The organism is Leptospira ainlahdjerensis (genome assembly GCF_016919175.1).
Classification (GTDB): domain Bacteria; phylum Spirochaetota; class Leptospiria; order Leptospirales; family Leptospiraceae; genus Leptospira; species Leptospira ainlahdjerensis.
This window is the reverse complement of the sequence record NZ_JAFFPU010000026.1, coordinates 1-15,164: the sequence shown is the minus strand read 5'-3', so window position 1 is coordinate 15,164 and position 15,164 is coordinate 1. Positions and strand designations below refer to the sequence as shown.

The following is a 15,164-nucleotide window of genomic DNA, read 5'->3' as shown; positions in this document are numbered from 1 at the left end:
ACATGACAATCCCAGCTTTTAAAAATTATCCCACCATTCAAAAATTTACCGGACTCAAACGGTATTTCCGTTCCCACGAAACACATATCTCCAGAGAAAGAATCGAAGACTTTAAAAAATTCTCCAAGTTAATCAATTATGGAGGAGACATTGTCGCGTTTGATATCTTAGGTTCGCTTAACTTCGGTCAGGCTACTGCGGAATCGGATACGGATATTGTGATGTACACTCGATGCGAAAATGCAAAGATGGGCGAGTGTGGAATGGAGGATTGTTATAAGATCGCATTGTTCAAACATTTATTTATGAATCTTGTGACTTACGAACACAATACGAACGCTTATAAATTGGAAATCGTGGATTGTATCAATCTCAATCAACTGGAAGCCGACATTAGAGCCGGAAAATCCGATTCCGAATTGGTAATACGATTTTGTTTTTATCGTTCTATTTGCAGAGGCGTGAATCGAAAACTTTTAAGAATGTATGAAAAAGAAATCGGAGAAAATATTCCTCTCAGCGAATCCCTGGCCGAGTCGATCGAAAACTGTTTTAGCGGAATCGTCCAAACTTCTCAACACACATATTCGTTTCATAAATATTCGCATCGATTGCAGGATAAGGGAATCGGGCTTCCTCCGGGAATGGCGGCGAAAATTAAGGATTACTTAAAACAATGACAGGCTTTTTGACCGTTATGCTCTGTTTGGGAGTTGCCGCAATTTTTTTTCATCTTCTCTATTCCGTAGATACAAAACGAATCGACAAAGCGGAGAAAAAACGGGATCAGGAAAACGGAGTTTCGAGAGAATACGGAGATCCGAAAAAAGTCTACGGAAAAAATTGGGATCCGAATCTTCCCAAACCGAGAATTTGTCCAGTCTGTGGTAAATACTTGCAAAAAACTGAATATTTATACGCCATCATTTCCGAACCTCCTTCTCCCGGAATCAAAAGGCACGCTCGAATCTACGGTTGTAGATATTGTTATCTCGGCTTAAGCGAAGAAACGCCTGAAGAAAAACAGAATACAGATTCTCAAATTCAAGACCCGGAGTGGACTCCGACACAAATAAAGGATGAAGAACTCGGTCTCTAAATCGGAAAATACAAACGGAACATCGGCGCTTCTTTCGCCGGTAACCGTGATCAAAGGAATCGGACCTTCCAAAGCGGGAGCCCTGGCGTCTATCGGCATCCATACCCTACAAGATCTTCTCAATTTTTTTCCGAGAAGATATCTGGATCGAAATCTTACCGACAACGTTCTCTTAAAAGCGGGTGAAACCGTAACTCTTATTCTCGAGGTTGTGGATGCGTATCTCGCCCACGGAAAAAAATCCAGACTTGTCGTAGGCGCAAAGACCAGAAACAACGAAAGGATCTCTTTGGTTTTTTTCCGCGGAGTAAATTTCTTTCAAAGAATTTTTCAACCGGGGACGACGGTTGTGGCAACCGGGAAGTTGGAATTTTTCCGAGGTCTTCAACTCATTCATCCGGATTATGAAATTCTTACGAGCGCTATTAAACCGACTTACTCCGTCTCCCCCGCCGCTCCTAAAAAGAAAGAAGTTTCCAAGGAAGTGGAAGAAGAACCGGCAGAACTTCCGGAAATGATTCATGCCGGAAGAATCATTCCACTATATCCTTCCGGAGAAGCCTTGAAATCGGAAGGATTGGATTCCAGAGGATTTCGAAAAATTCTATATCTAGCATTAGAAACATTGAAAGATAGAATTCCGGAAATTCTCCCCAGACAAATCGTACAAAAAAGAGAACTTGTCGCCAGAGAAGAATCGTATCGAGAAATCCACTTTCCGACGGACGAAAACGCTTTAGAAAAAGCGAGATACAGACTCAAATACGAAGAATTGTTTTATTTCAATCTTCTCATAGAACACAAAAAGAAAGAAAGGGAAAAGATCAAACGGATTCTCTGGCCTTTGCCCGATTCGAAAACCGCCCTGACGGTTCGGAAAAATCTTCCATTCCAACTGACTGAAGATCAGGAAAACGCCATTCGGAAAATCCAGAATTTGACGGCAAAAGAACAACCCGCGGCTGTCCTATTACAAGGAGACGTAGGTTCGGGAAAAACGTTAGTCGCTCTTTTAACCGCGCTTCGTTATTTGGACAATCAGATTCAAGTTTGTATGGTCGCGCCTACGGAAATTCTCGCAAGGCAACACTATCAGACCATTCTCGGTTTTTTGGGAAACATGCCTTTTCTCGGAATCGAACTTCTTGTCGGAAAGGAACCCAAGAAAAATCGTTATGAAAAAATTTATCGTATCAAAAAAGGGGACACGTTATTCGTCATTGGAACCCACAGCGTTTTTTCGGAAGACGTGGAATTCTTAGATCTCGGCCTTGTAATCATAGACGAACAGCACAAATTCGGGGTCGATCAAAGAGAAGCACTTCGCTCCAAAGGAAAAAATCCGGACATTCTCGCGATGACCGCAACTCCGATTCCCCGAACTCTTTGTCTCACTCTTTACGGAGATTTAGATTTACTTACGATCAAATCAAAACCGAAGGGAAGAATGCCGATTCAGACAAAATGGTTTCAAGAAGATAGAAGAGACGGGGTTTACAAATCCATTCGCAAATACGTTTCTTCGGGAAGACAATGTTATATCGTTTATCCTCTCGTGGAAGAATCGGAAAAAGTTGATCTCAAATCCTGCATCGAAGCCTACGAACAACTCAAACACGAAATTTTTCCCGATTTTCAAGTCGGACTCGTGCACGGAAAAATGGATACCGAAGAAAAAGATCGGGTGATGAAAGAATTCTCTAAAAATAGAATCCAGATCCTCGTATCCACAACCGTTATCGAAGTTGGAATCGATGTTCCGAATTCTACCGTAATGATGATCGAACACGCGGATCGATTTGGGATCTCGCAACTTCATCAGCTCAGAGGTCGTGTTGGCCGAGGTGATCAGGAAAGTTTTTGTATTCTGATGACGGATTCTAAAGTTACCGACGACGCGAAAGTGAGACTCGAGGCGATGGTGAATCTATCCGACGGATTCGCGTTATCCGAAATTGATCTCCAGTTGCGAGGGCCCGGAGAATTGTTAGGAGTTCGTCAGAGCGGGCTTCCTGATTTCAGAATCGCCGATCTAAGAGAGGATTCTAAACTGATTGAACTCACAAGAGAGGACGCTACGTTGTTCGGAAATCCGGGAGATCTGGAGAAGGAAGAAATTCGAGGAAGGTTCAGCGAAGGAAGATTGTTATTTTCAAACTGATCTTATGACAGACGATCTTAAAGATCGCCGATCGCCTGTCATAAAAAAACTTTTTAATAAACATACCAGAGAACATATTCTCTCGGTTCTAAGTTACAGTTAAATCCGCCGACATTGATGGTAAGAACGTTTATCAAAAGCGCGGAGCTCGCGCAATTGTCCACGTCCACTTTTTTGTAGTATCGATCCTCCTCCACTTTAGCCAACTGCGGAGAAATGATCGCAATGACTGCCGTAGAATCCGGCACCGCAACCGCACCAATCAGAGCGCTCGTTAGAATTTGATTCTTTGCTTCACTTCCTGAAATCGTATCCGGAATGGTAAAGCCGATCGTATCAAAAAGGTAACAATTCGTAAGAAAGAGAAAAGGAATCAAGGAAGTGATGAACCACTTTTTCATTGGAAAGAATCTCCCTGAATTTTTTTTCCTAAAAACCATATCCTGATTTATAAGCATAGCGTTTTACGGAATGAACACCCGACAAATGGAAAGAAGCTCGTCCGTTGAAGATTGTTTTTGGTCGGAACTCCGGGAAAGCTCGGAGTTTTTGAAGTGCATAGGGGTCGCTCAGAACTCCAACGGACTCCGAAACTTTCTAAAGATTGGAGTTCCCACAAAAAAATCAAAGGTTTGATTTTGGTTTCAAACGACTGAGACCGAAGCACTCCATTTTTTGGACGGAACTCCGCCGAAAATTCATTTTCAGAGGCCATTTTGCCATTGGGCGCTTCTAAAAACCTATTGCAGAGAAGTCCGAATTTTTCACCCTGACAACCAACTATGAAAATTCTGATTTTCACCTTTGCAATCTTGGTATTACAGAGTCCTCTCCTATCTCAAACGGGAAACCCTCCGAATATTTCCGCCGAATCCGATGTCCTTGGAGACTTCAAACAGGAAGCAGCCTTGGTTCCTTATTCCAATCCAGGGGAATCGAGAGTTCACTATCTAAGAAAAGATGTTTTAGAAAAACTCTTAGAACTCTTTCAATCGTATCAAAGGGAGAATCCGGAAGAAAAACAAAAACCTTTTCTTGTATCTGCATTCCGATCCTTCAAAGATCAAAAAGGAATCTGGGAGGAAAAATATGCGGGTAAAAGAAAAATGAGAGCGCCCGTTCAAGGAAAAACTCCTCAAGAAATTATTTCATTGATCTTAGAATTTTCGAGCGCACCGGGGACTTCCAGACATCACTGGGGGACCGACGTGGATCTAAACGCATTAGAAAATTCTTATTTTGAAAAAGGAGGCAAGGGAGAAAAGTTTTACATCTGGATGCAAAAGAACGCAAAACGTTTCGGATTTTGCCAGCCTTATTCGCCCAAAAATTCGCGGGGAAGCAAAGGTTACAACGAAGAAAAATGGCATTGGTCTTACGCTCCGATTTCAAACAAACTCCAAGACGACTGGGTTCGCCTCTTCAAAGAGGGAAAAATTCAGTTGAAGGGAAAGTTTTCGGGAGGAGAATTTTTGGAAACCCTTCCCTTGGAATATGTAACTTCGATCAACCCCGAGTGTAGAACCATTCGATAATCACGCAGGATTTTGATAAACGTTCCACATCGTTTTGAGAAGCGTCTTTGCGTCGCTGTATTCGGGAGACCACTTTAACAGTTGTTTTGCGACACTCGAAGAAGCAAGCAATTCCGCCGGGTCCCCCGCTCTTCTTCCCGAAAGCTTATGAGGAATCGGTTTTCCGACCACTTCTTCCGCGAGCCGAATCATTTCCAAAACAGAGTAACCGCTCTCGGATCCTAGATTGACCGTAAGAGATTTTTTCTCAGAATCCAAATACTCAAGACTCAACACGTGCGCCTTTGCAAGATCGCTTACGTGAATGTAATCCCGAATACAACTTCCATCCGGAGTTTCATAATCCGTCCCGAAAACTTCGAAGTCCTTTCTCATTCCCGAAGCGGCTTCCATAATGATCGGGAGGAGATTGGCAGGAGTCCGTTCCAATCCCCGCACTCTTCCCTTTGGATCGTAACCGGCTGCATTAAAATAACGTAATGCTGCAAAACGAAAACCTTTGAGAGAATCGAACCACTTTAGATTTTCTTCAATCGCCAACTTCGTATAACCGTAATAATTTTCAGGCTGAAGCGGATGTTTTTCGTCGATCGGGAGATACTTCGGAGCCCCGTAAACTGCCGCCGACGAAGAAAAGATAATCCGTTTTGTTCCGGCTTTCTCCATAAAAGTGAGGAGTTTAATGGTGCCGTTGATATTATTAAGAGCGTATTTGGAAGGATCGGTCATGGATTCTCCAGCCGCCTTCCAAGCTGCAAAATGAAAAACGGCGTCAACCGGTTTTGAAAATGCCTTTTCCAGAATCGTTTCTTCTTGAATATTCCCTTGAATCAGTTCGACGCCAGGAAACAAATTCGCCTTGTTCCCTTTTTCTAAATTGTCTACGATCAAAAGATCATGTTTTTTTTCTAGAAGAAGCGCAACTACATGACTTCCGATATATCCGGCGCCGCCGGTGACTAAAATTCTCACCTGTGATCCGTAACTCCCCGATCGCTATCTCTAAAGAACTTTATAATATACTGAACCGGTTCGATCAAGTTTCCGGAGGCTTCCAATTCTTCCAGAGCCTTCTTTGTCGTCAGCTTGGAATGATAGATAACCTTATAAGCGTGTTTAATCGCATTTCTGACTTCGGGAGAAAACCCTGCGCGTTTCATTCCCACGCTGTTCAATCCTACGACCGTACTCGGATTTCCATCGACCGTGGAATAAGGAGGAACATCTTGAACCACTTTTGCGAGACCCGCGACCATCGCGTAATCTCCTACAAAACAAAACTGATGAACTGCGGCCAAACCGGAAATAAAAGCAAAATTGCCAAGGGTCACGTGCCCCGCTAGAACACAACCATGCGTAAGAATGTTGTTGTTTCCTAAAATACAGTCGTGACCGACGTGAGAATTCCCCATAAAATAATTTTTGTTACCGATTACGGTTGGAGAATCTTCTTTAGTCCCTTTGTGGATGTTTGCGTATTCTCTAAAAATATTGTGATCGCCGATGATCGTTTTTGTCAGGAGTTGTTGATTAAAGCCAAGATCTTGAGGCATCACCCCTATGACTGCGCCTTGATGAAAACGGTTGAATTTTCCAATTTCGCTCCCGGCGCAAATTTTAACGTGATTTTCGATCACGGTTCCTTCTTGAATGGAAACATGTCCTTCTATGATGGAATAAGGACCGACCTCTACGGATTCGTGTAATTCCGCTCTCGAGTCGATAATCGCAGTCGGATGAATTTTCATTTAGACCTCACTTCGGTTCTAAAATACAAAAATCGACTCCGCTTTTTTATTCAAGCTTTTAAAAGATGCCTTGAACTGAATGAAGTTTGGTTGAAAAGTAGCTTGCCGAATGTTAAAAAATTAAGATACTTGGGACGAGGGTTGTAACCATGCTTGTGGACTGGAACAGACTGGATTCTCTGAAACAGGGAGACGACGAGGAAGAAGCCGCTTGGCTCAAAGAGATGGTGGAATCCTTACTTTCCAATATGGAAGTTCGTATTAAAAACATTGTTCGTTTTACGGAAGAAAAAAAAGAATCGGACCTTCAAGCCGAACTCCATCAAACCAAAGGTGTTTCCGCTAACTTCGGATTGGAAGATCTGAGAGCTCTTGTGACGGAAGCTGAACAAAAATTAAAATCCGGCGATTCAAACGCTTCTTATGTCTTAAGTCTCAAAACACCGGCAACTTGGGAATCCACGAGAGAAGAATTGAAAAAGAAGTTCGAGATTGAATAAACGTTCTGAAAGTTTAGAATTTTCTTTTCGAAAAAATAATTTGCACACATTCTCTTAGGTTTTATAGGAAGGAGTTTAGGAATTACCTTAGCTGAAACTCAACTCAAATGGAACAACCCTTAGGAATAGGAATCCCGTATAATCGCTCAAATTGTCTAAGTCCGTAGAATATTAGAATTTTTTAAAGAATCATTCACTCAGCCTTTCGATACTTTATAAAAGTTTTCTTTGCGGGATAATTTGTCGTAACAATTGAAAGACCTCTTTCGTAGAAATTCTGTTTTCACCAAAATGTGTTCTAAAAATCTTGTGAATAAAATAAAATACTTTCGAAAGCTTACATCCTAGGATCGATTCAAAATCAAATGAATTTGGGTCGGGGAAACTGTTAGAGTTCCTACGTTCTTTAAGTTCAAAATCGATTATGAACTTGAAAATTCAATTTGTGGTCGGAAGTCCGGACCCTTTTTTCAAAACTCGACTTTGAAAAAAGCGAATTCATTTTCCAGGGCCTCTTTATAAGAATTTCGACATCCGTTTCTCGTCCTCCCATCAAAAATTGATGGAGTTCCCACACTTGTTTTAAAGACAAATCATAGGAAAATAGGAGAATTTCCTACAAACAAACCCCATTGTCCGAGGATTTTCAAAACGGAGTTCCGACCTTCCCTTGCGTGAGCGGGTTGTAAGGCGCGTTAGCGTCCTCGAAGAGGACGAGCGGGAATCCGCGAGCCTGAAAACACGCGACTCGAGCGAAAGCGAAGAGGTACGCCCCAAAAGAAATCAATGAGAAAGTTCTTGTCAATAGGATCGAGGCTAAGCAGTTCTCAATAAAAAGGCGACCTGGAAAATTCCCAGATCGCCCTTCGGTTAAAATTAAAGTCAAAAGCCTTCGGCGGTAGATGATCTTTATTTTAAAAACTTTTCCGCGTTTAGAATCGAGTTTTTACTTTCCCGATTTCCGTTTCACAAAATAAGAATCCACGTCATCCGTAATCGGACGAATCGCCTCTTCGTATTTTAAAATCGACTGAACTGCTTTCTCATAGATGCTCATGAGGAGCGCTTGTGCGGCGTCGCACATCTGTTCCTTTCTGAATTCTTCTACATGAAGGGTTTCCGTGATGGATCCGTCCGGATTGAATGGAAGAGAAGCCAGAAGATTGGAGATCACGATCTTATCGTCTCCCGCAACGTGAGAAGGATCGTAAATGACCGGAAGAATCGTCTGATTTTTTACGTGAGTGATCACGTTCAAATCCGGAGTATTTCTGCAATATCCTTCCTTGATAAAAAGAGTTTTGACTCCTCTTTCACAAAGAACTATATTCAAATTTCCTTGATTAGCGATGTATTCCGCAGCCGAGAACCATTCTACCGCTTCGTTTCCAAAGCCGCGTTTGAGAATCACAGGTTTTCCAGTTCTTCCTACCGCTTCCAAAAGTTCAAAGTCCTGCGCGTTTCTAGTTCCGATCTGAATCATGTCCGCGTGTTTTGCAACTTCTTCGGCCATCGTATGATCCATCACTTCGGTTACGTAAGGAAGACCTGTTTCAGCCTTCACCTTATCCATCATCGCGATTCCTTCCCAACCAAGTCCTCTCCAGTCGGTCGGACGAGTGCGTGGTTTGAAAGCCCCGCCTCGAAAGATGATTCTATCTAAGATGTTGTATTTTTTACCAAGCTCTACGGCTTGTTTGGCGATCGTAAGAGTCTGTTCATAGGTTTGTGGAGAATCCGGTCCTACGATAAAGATATGTTTTCCGGTTCCGAACTTACGAACCAGTCCGTCCGGACCTTTGACTTCTACGATTCTTGTTTCTCTGTGAACCACTTCTCCGTTTTTGCCGGCTGCGGTCTTTGCGATGTTTTTATATGGAATGGACACGTTCCAGATTTTTGCGACCCCGGGGAGTTCTTTGACATAGCCTTCTTTTTCGGAAACTTTGCGTGTGTCTCCTATGAAATGAATCGTATCCGATACCGCCGCGCCGCGAATGATTTCGGTTTGATTCCCGCATTCTTTTGCCAGTTCTTTGATGATGGCCTCCGTTTCTGGATGACCTTTTTCTAACTCAACTATGTCCACACTTCACTCCGAACGGGATCTTCTCCCTTTGTTATACAAGCTTCTATTGTTCCGATTATCGTCAAGAATTCATCAGAAACTATGATCTTTCCCCGGAAACTCTCCGGATTTTACTTCCCTATGATAATTTCCCACTGCGTCCTTTACGATCGAGTGCAGATTGGAAAACTTCTTTAAAAACTTAGGCTGAAAACTTGCGTCGGTTCCGAGCAAATCGTTCAAGACAAGTACTTGTCCGTCGCAATCCGGGCCTGCCCCGATCCCGATGGTCGGAACTCCGATGGTTTCACTGACTTTTTTTCCCAATTCGGCGGGAATCATTTCCAAGACCATGGAGAATGCGCCGGACTCGGAGAGATTCTCCGCTTCCCGAAGAAGTTTCGCACTCGATTCTTCTCCCTTCCCCTGGATTTTATGACCTCCGAAAACGTGAACGCTCTGCGGAGTCAAACCAAGGTGACCCATCACGGGAACCCCGATTTGTTTGAGAATGGTCACTAACTCACAGATAAAGTCGGACCCACCTTCTATTTTGACCGCGTCACAGTCGGTTTCTTTCATCATTTTTCCGGCGGAGCGAATCCCGTCTTCGATCGAAGTCTGATAACTCAAGAATGGAAGATCGGCTACGATGAATTTATCCGGCGCCCCTCTTCGAACCGCTTTGGTATGATAGATCATTTCTTCCAGAGTCACGGGAAGAGTGCTCGTATTTCCCTGAAAAACCATTCCCAAAGAATCTCCTACGAGGATCGAATCCACTTCGGTTTCGTTGAGAATTTTTGCGAAACTATAATCGTAACAGGTAACTACGGAAATTTTTTCTTTTCCCTTTTTCTCAGGAGAAAAAACCTTAAGCACGTTTCTCATATTCGCCTCCCGTAAAATGTTCGTATAAAGAACTTTCACCGATGGATTCTAAAATTTCTCTGATAAAAGGACGTGTATAAAGGGAATGGTGCGGAAGATGCAAACCTTTCGTGTGCATCGTAAGAATATCGTAAGTTAGAATGTCGATGTCGATTTCTCTCGGTCCCTTATCTTGCACTCGAACTCTTCCCATTTCTTTTTCGATTCGGAGAGTGACTTCCAATAATTCTTCCGGAGAAAAACTCGTTTCAATTTTTACGATTTGATTTAAGAAGTCGGGTTGATCCGTAACTTCCAGCGCGACCGTGTTCAAAGGTTCCGATTCTTTGAGAACTTCGATTCCGATCGTATTCTTCAATTTACGAATCGCGATTTTTAAAAACTCGGATCGATTCCCGAGATTGGATCCCAAAGAGAGAAAAGCTTGTTTCATAGTTTTCCTCCGGACTCGGAAATTTTCAGACGGTAATCGGCGCATTCCAGATGCACCTCTTCGGTCATTTCTCGAAGTCTGGAATAAATTCTTCCTTCCGCTTTGTCTTTCCATTCCGCCGGAGAAGTGTTCGAAGTAAGAATCGTGAGTTTTTCTTGTTCGTATCTCGCATCGATGAGATCGTACAACTTTGAATTGGACCAATCCGATTCTTTCTGAACTCCGAAGTCGTCTAACACCAATACTTCGACTTCGGCGAAAAGTGTTTCGATCGTTTTTTCCATCCCGTGAGTTTCGGAATCTTTTTGATAGGTTTCTCTCAGGGTATTGAGAAAGTCCCGGTTGATCTTCGCATACTTGCAATTTGTCTTATATCGAAAAATGAGTTCGTTCAAGATGATACAGGCTAAAAGAGTCTTCCCAGTCCCCGGCCCGCCCCAAAGATACAATCCGTGAGGTTTAAAATCCGGATCATTCCATTTCTGGACGAGATCATTGGCCCAGCTATGTGCGATCGTAAAAGAAATCCCGACGCTCGGACCGTGATCGGTTTGATCCAAGGTTCGAAATCGATACTTGGGAGGAATTCCAGATTTTTTGAATATAGTTTCTAAGTGTCCCAACTCCATTCTTGCGTTGTGACAGACACAAGGAACCATTTTGCCCAGACTTTCATCGTAGACTCTCCAAGGTGGTTTGCCTTGGCAGGGACAATTCTCGGAAATACAATGACAGATCGAGAGGACCCCGGAATGAGTCCCCGGAACATGTTCGGTAAGCGAAAATCCAACACCGCCGCATTGCGGACAATTGGGAGCGCCTTCCTGAATGGGTGTGTAATTCTTAAGAATCATACTGTTGTTTCCAGTTTTTTCATCAAAAGGAGGAAGGAAAACCTTTTCTGAAAACAGAATCTGCTGGAAAAATGAAAGGAAGAAATGAAAGTAGGAAAGGACCGATTCCCCTAAAATGAAAGAAAACTTTAAAAGATTCTTATTAAATCGTGGAATTGGGCCAATTATGTCCCGAATTGGGAATAAAGCGTAAAAAAAATTCGTTCTTAGTTTATATCCATGAAACGAAGTCCGATAGATATAGAGGAGAGAAGGCGCAGGATGTTCCTTTTCCCTAATACCATTGAAAGAGAAGTAAAAGGTGTGAGCATTATGAAGGTGATGAAAAGCATATTCATTCTTCTGGCCGTGCTGGGACTCAACCTGTCTGTTTTAGCTCAGCAAAACAATCAGGGCGGTAATCAGCAAGCCAATGAAGCTGTAGAAAAAATTGACGAGCTGCTAAAAGGCGAGTTGGTTCCCGAAGACGATGACAAGAACCTCACGGAAGAGCAGAAACGTCGTAAAAAAGCAATCCAGGAACAAGAAGCTCTGTGGAAAAACCCTGACTTTAAGGGCTATGATAAAAATTTCCAAGAACTCCACCAGCTCTCCAAGGCATTCGCTAACAACAAATTTAGGCTGGCATTATCCAACTACCAATCGGGAGTAAACACAGTTCTCAAGATGAGAGAGTCTGTGGAACAATACCGCAAAGAAGAAGCTGAAAAAAAGCGTCTCGATGAGAAGTGGTACTGGCAAAAAGTCGACCGCAAAGCAAGAGAAGACCGTGTCGTATCACGTGAGAAACTCGTTGCAAAACAACAAGCTCTGAACTATTTCACTAAGGCGATCAATCACTTAGATGAAATCAAAAACCCAGACTTGAGAGAAAGACCGGAGTTTAAGAGACTTCTTTCCGATACTTACAGATCATGGATTCTCACTGAGTATGATTTACAAAATCTGCCACAGTGTATCCCCATTCTCGAACTCTACATCGAGATCGACGAGAATGAGAAGGAATATCCTGCTCACAAGTATCTGGCAAGTTGCTACGCTTTCGAAGAGAACATGATCAAGAAATACGGTGGAGCTTCTGAAGACCAGATGTTCAAATACCGTTACAAGAAAAACGTTCACCTCTTAAGAGCAACCGAGCTGAAATACGGAAAAGATTCTCCTGAATACAAGCACATCGTAAACCTTGTCAACAAGGACGAAGTGATTTCAGTAAGACCTTAACTCTTTCTTTCAATCGAAATGGAACAAAGGACCCTGTCGGAAACGACGGGGTTTTTTATTGGAATTGAAAAAGTTATAAATCTTTTAGATCGAAACATAACCTTCTCCTTCCTCTCTAACGAATTTCAATTTCCTGAATAGATTTTCCAACCTCCTGATTTTGTAGAAGAAGGCCGGTGTTTGGTTCCGACTCGGACTTCCTTTGATTTGGATGCGGACGAAATCGGCTTCTTCGAAAGAAACGTTTTTCTTATCATGAATCGGGATTTTCGTTTTAATTTTGAGAAACAAATTCAAACGGTTGGAATACGCTTTGAAATTTATGAATAGACTAAATCTGCGTTATTCGCTACTTTCTTTCGTAAACGAGGTAATCGAATGCTCCTTTCTGAAAAAATTCTTGTCGTCGCCGGAGTTTTGAATTTGGCTTACGGCAGTCTTACCGGTTTTCCTTATGCGCTCGCAAGGAAAAAAGCCGAATTTCCATCCCGTTATCTGCAAGCCGCGCATATCAGTTCTCTGATGCAAGGCGCGATGCTTTTAGGATTGGTGATCGCGTTTCGTTACGCAAACTTGTCCGAAAGCTTAGGACTTATCGGGGCTTTCTTATTCGCCATTTCATCGCTCTTTCTCGCGCTCAAAGACACCGCAAACTGGCTCCAAGGAATTAAGGACGAATTTCAAGAAAACCCGATCTTAGGAAAATCCTTAGGCGCGATCGGAGTTACGACCAATTTAATCGGAATTCTGATTATCATCTACGGTGTTCTATTCGCTTAAAACTCAAAAGTAGACGTAATAAGTCTACAGACTGAAACCTCTTGGCCGAATTTCAAAGAATTTTTTTTCGAAAGATTCTAATCGATACTTTAGATTTTCTGCATTTGTCTTATCTGATAATTTTTTGAACCTCGGAAGAGGAGGGATTTTATTTTTGTTAGAGTCGATATCGAATCAATTTTCGAATTGAATTTTCAGGGCGCTAAAAGATTATTTTGGTAATTCCTTTTCCAAGAAATTCTTCGCGAACCATTCTACAATCAACGAATTACTTGAAAGTCGATCTTCGATTTTGCCTCTCCGTTGATATGAATCTCAAGAGTATGTTTTCCCGGAAAGTGAACTCGGGTGGTCATCTGCTTAAAGGACTGTTTTCGTTCATATTCAACGGATTCTTTTGGATCAAAAAGTCTCTCTTCGATTTGAAAAACCTTCTTTGAGGTTTTTCCGGAAGCTTTGACGTATTCGATTTTATATTCAATTCTAAGATTCGTTTTCTTTTTTTCTTCCAAAACGGCTTTAAAACCAAAAAGAAGTTCCCCGCCGATTTTGACCTTCTTCGTTTTTAGTTTTAAATTTAGAATTCTCGCATTTACCTTTGAACCGAATCCAAATATCTTCAAAGCCCTTTGATTTCCATTCTTTAAAAGTCCGCGAAGCGCATGTTTGAGAAGAGCGTCCCTTTCTTTCGTAGTTCCGACCCAACCCTCTGCGATCTCCAATACAAGGTTCGGATGATCTTTGGAAATATCATTCAGATGGTTGGCGACGCTTCTTCGAACGACCTCATCCGGGTCGTCCTTCAAATTTTGAAGAATAGAAATCGTTCTCTGCGGATCTTTTTTTAAACCGGGAATTCCGATTCCCCAAGGAAGCCTCGGCCTACTTCCTTCCGAAGACAATCTTCGCACGTTCGGATCCGAATGAAGAGACCATTTCAACATTCGAGACCAAGTAACTTCGGGATGACGGATCAAAAAAGGACGGATGGAGAATTCGCAAGAGATGAGTTTCGTAATTCTTTCAAAGGCGATCATAGATTCTTCCGGATGTTCGATGCCGAGAATCTCGACTACGTCGCCGAGAAAAATGGAAAGAAATACTTCCTTTCCCGATAAACTCACTTCGATCTTATCCGTAATCGTCAAAAGCGGTTTTAGCGATTTAGGAAAAGGTTTTGGAAGTTCTTCGGAAACCACCTCTGCAATCCTCCGAATCCTCTGTTTGAGTTCGAGATGATTCCAATCTTTTTGTTTGAATCTTCGCATCCATTCTTCCGTCTTAACGGAAGGGAATTCAGAAGAAAAGGACAATGCGATTTTCTTTAAAACGGAATCGGAATAAAGGTTCTTTAATAATTCTGGCATGGTTTCAAAACTCAGGTCTCAGAAATGCCAAAATCAAACTCTTTGTTAGAAGCGGTAAAACCTCTGATATTATATTCAATTCTTTATACACGACTTTCAAAATTCAAAACTTTCTCCCTTTCCAAAACGAGATAACAGATTTTTGATCGAAAGATTAAGAAGCCGGTGGAAAGATTTTTTTAAAGACCCGACTCAAAGGGTCTTCTATAAATCTAAAAATCAACCAAGAAACTCCCAGGGTAAATAGAAACCCAAGTAAGAGGCTAAGAATGAAAAACGTAAGTCCCGTTTCAAAAAGATCCGGCACTACGATTTTTAATACTCCGAACGAAATCAAGGAAAGGAGTAAATGCCAGATATAAATCGTATAACTTAAATTGGAAATCGGAGCTAAAATTTTCAAACCAAGGCCTTTGGCAAGAATCGTATCGGGGAAAAAAATAACCGATAAAATGACTGAGATATAAACGAAATCGATTAAATTAAACCTTACAGTTCCGGAAA

15 protein-coding genes and 1 pseudogene are annotated in these 15,164 nt (G+C 42.1%); 7 read left to right on the top strand and 9 right to left on the bottom strand.

The window, feature by feature from the left end:
* Positions 1–2: 2 nt before the first annotated feature.
* The 3 genes from JWG45_RS06670 to recG are packed head-to-tail and all read left to right on the top strand — an operon-like array spanning position 3 to position 3,260.
* Positions 3–680 carry a hypothetical protein gene (locus JWG45_RS06670; RefSeq protein ID WP_205278988.1) on the top strand — a complete coding sequence of 226 codons (678 nt, stop codon included), beginning with the start codon at positions 3–5 and terminating at the stop codon, positions 678–680.
* A complete protein-coding gene (locus JWG45_RS06665; RefSeq protein WP_069605972.1) occupies positions 677–1,099 on the top strand; it encodes a hypothetical protein in 423 nt (140 codons plus the stop codon). The genes JWG45_RS06670 and JWG45_RS06665 overlap by 4 nt, the downstream gene beginning before the upstream one ends.
* Positions 1,080–3,260, top strand: a complete 2,181-nt coding sequence (gene recG, locus JWG45_RS06660; RefSeq protein ID WP_205278987.1) for an ATP-dependent DNA helicase RecG — start codon at positions 1,080–1,082, stop codon at positions 3,258–3,260. The genes JWG45_RS06665 and recG overlap by 20 nt, the downstream gene beginning before the upstream one ends.
* Positions 3,261–3,313: 53 nt before the next feature.
* Here the strand turns inward: recG and JWG45_RS06655 are convergent, their stop codons facing one another.
* Complete coding sequence (locus JWG45_RS06655; RefSeq protein WP_205278986.1) at positions 3,314–3,661, bottom strand: TIGR04452 family lipoprotein; 348 nt, start codon at positions 3,659–3,661, stop codon at positions 3,314–3,316.
* A 381-nt stretch (positions 3,662–4,042) separates the two neighbouring features.
* Here JWG45_RS06655 and JWG45_RS06650 point away from each other — a divergent pair, with 381 nt between their 5' ends.
* The gene (locus JWG45_RS06650; RefSeq protein ID WP_205278985.1) at positions 4,043–4,795 is read left to right on the top strand and encodes a M15 family metallopeptidase; all 753 of its coding nucleotides are present in this window, start codon (positions 4,043–4,045) and stop codon (positions 4,793–4,795) included.
* Here JWG45_RS06650 and galE read toward each other — a convergent pair whose 3' ends face one another.
* Together galE and lpxA are read right to left on the bottom strand one after the other, a co-directional pair.
* Entirely contained in the window at positions 4,796–5,767 is a 972-nt protein-coding gene (gene galE / locus JWG45_RS06645) for a UDP-glucose 4-epimerase GalE (protein ID WP_205278984.1), read from the bottom strand.
* Positions 5,764–6,543 (bottom strand): acyl-ACP--UDP-N-acetylglucosamine O-acyltransferase, encoded by a 780-nt coding sequence (gene lpxA, locus JWG45_RS06640; protein ID WP_205278983.1) that lies wholly within the window; start codon positions 6,541–6,543, stop codon positions 5,764–5,766. The genes galE and lpxA overlap by 4 nt, the downstream gene beginning before the upstream one ends.
* 149 nt (positions 6,544–6,692) lie before the next feature.
* Here lpxA and JWG45_RS06635 point away from each other — a divergent pair, with 149 nt between their 5' ends.
* Positions 6,693–7,043: an Hpt domain-containing protein gene (locus JWG45_RS06635; protein WP_205278982.1), complete on the top strand. Its 351-nt coding sequence runs from the start codon at positions 6,693–6,695 to the stop codon at positions 7,041–7,043.
* Positions 7,044–7,989: 946 nt separating this feature from the next.
* Here JWG45_RS06635 and JWG45_RS06630 read toward each other — a convergent pair.
* The 4 genes from JWG45_RS06630 to zapE all read right to left on the bottom strand — a co-directional run bounded on the left by JWG45_RS06630 (position 7,990) and on the right by zapE (position 11,289).
* Positions 7,990–9,132: an N-acetylneuraminate synthase family protein gene (locus JWG45_RS06630; protein ID WP_100785309.1), complete on the bottom strand. Its 1,143-nt coding sequence runs from the start codon at positions 9,130–9,132 to the stop codon at positions 7,990–7,992.
* Positions 9,133–9,204: 72 nt separating this feature from the next.
* Positions 9,205–10,002: a 3-methyl-2-oxobutanoate hydroxymethyltransferase gene (gene panB, locus JWG45_RS06625; protein ID WP_205278981.1), complete on the bottom strand. Its 798-nt coding sequence runs from the start codon at positions 10,000–10,002 to the stop codon at positions 9,205–9,207.
* Positions 9,986–10,435 carry a 2-amino-4-hydroxy-6-hydroxymethyldihydropteridine diphosphokinase gene (gene folK / locus JWG45_RS06620; RefSeq protein ID WP_205278980.1) on the bottom strand — a complete coding sequence of 150 codons (450 nt, stop codon included), beginning with the start codon at positions 10,433–10,435 and terminating at the stop codon, positions 9,986–9,988. Before folK ends, panB begins: the two co-directional genes overlap by 17 nt.
* Positions 10,432–11,289: an AFG1/ZapE family ATPase gene (gene zapE, locus JWG45_RS06615; protein WP_205274232.1), complete on the bottom strand. Its 858-nt coding sequence runs from the start codon at positions 11,287–11,289 to the stop codon at positions 10,432–10,434. The genes folK and zapE overlap by 4 nt, the downstream gene beginning before the upstream one ends.
* 312 nt (positions 11,290–11,601) lie before the next feature.
* On the opposite strand from zapE, the gene fcpA reads away from it, so the two are divergent.
* Both fcpA and JWG45_RS06605 read left to right on the top strand, forming a co-directional pair.
* The gene (gene fcpA / locus JWG45_RS06610; RefSeq protein WP_026131228.1) at positions 11,602–12,513 is read left to right on the top strand and encodes a flagellar coiling protein FcpA; all 912 of its coding nucleotides are present in this window, start codon (positions 11,602–11,604) and stop codon (positions 12,511–12,513) included.
* Between the two features lie 378 nt (positions 12,514–12,891).
* A complete protein-coding gene (locus JWG45_RS06605) occupies positions 12,892–13,293 on the top strand; it encodes a hypothetical protein (protein ID WP_205278979.1) in 402 nt (133 codons plus the stop codon).
* A 260-nt stretch (positions 13,294–13,553) separates the two neighbouring features.
* On the opposite strand, the gene JWG45_RS06600 is transcribed toward JWG45_RS06605, so the two are convergent.
* Positions 13,554–14,660 (bottom strand): DNA alkylation repair protein, encoded by a 1,107-nt coding sequence (locus JWG45_RS06600; RefSeq protein WP_205278978.1) that lies wholly within the window; start codon positions 14,658–14,660, stop codon positions 13,554–13,556.
* Between the two features lie 154 nt (positions 14,661–14,814).
* Positions 14,815–15,164, bottom strand: a pseudogene (locus JWG45_RS06595) (acyltransferase family protein); the annotation flags it as partial.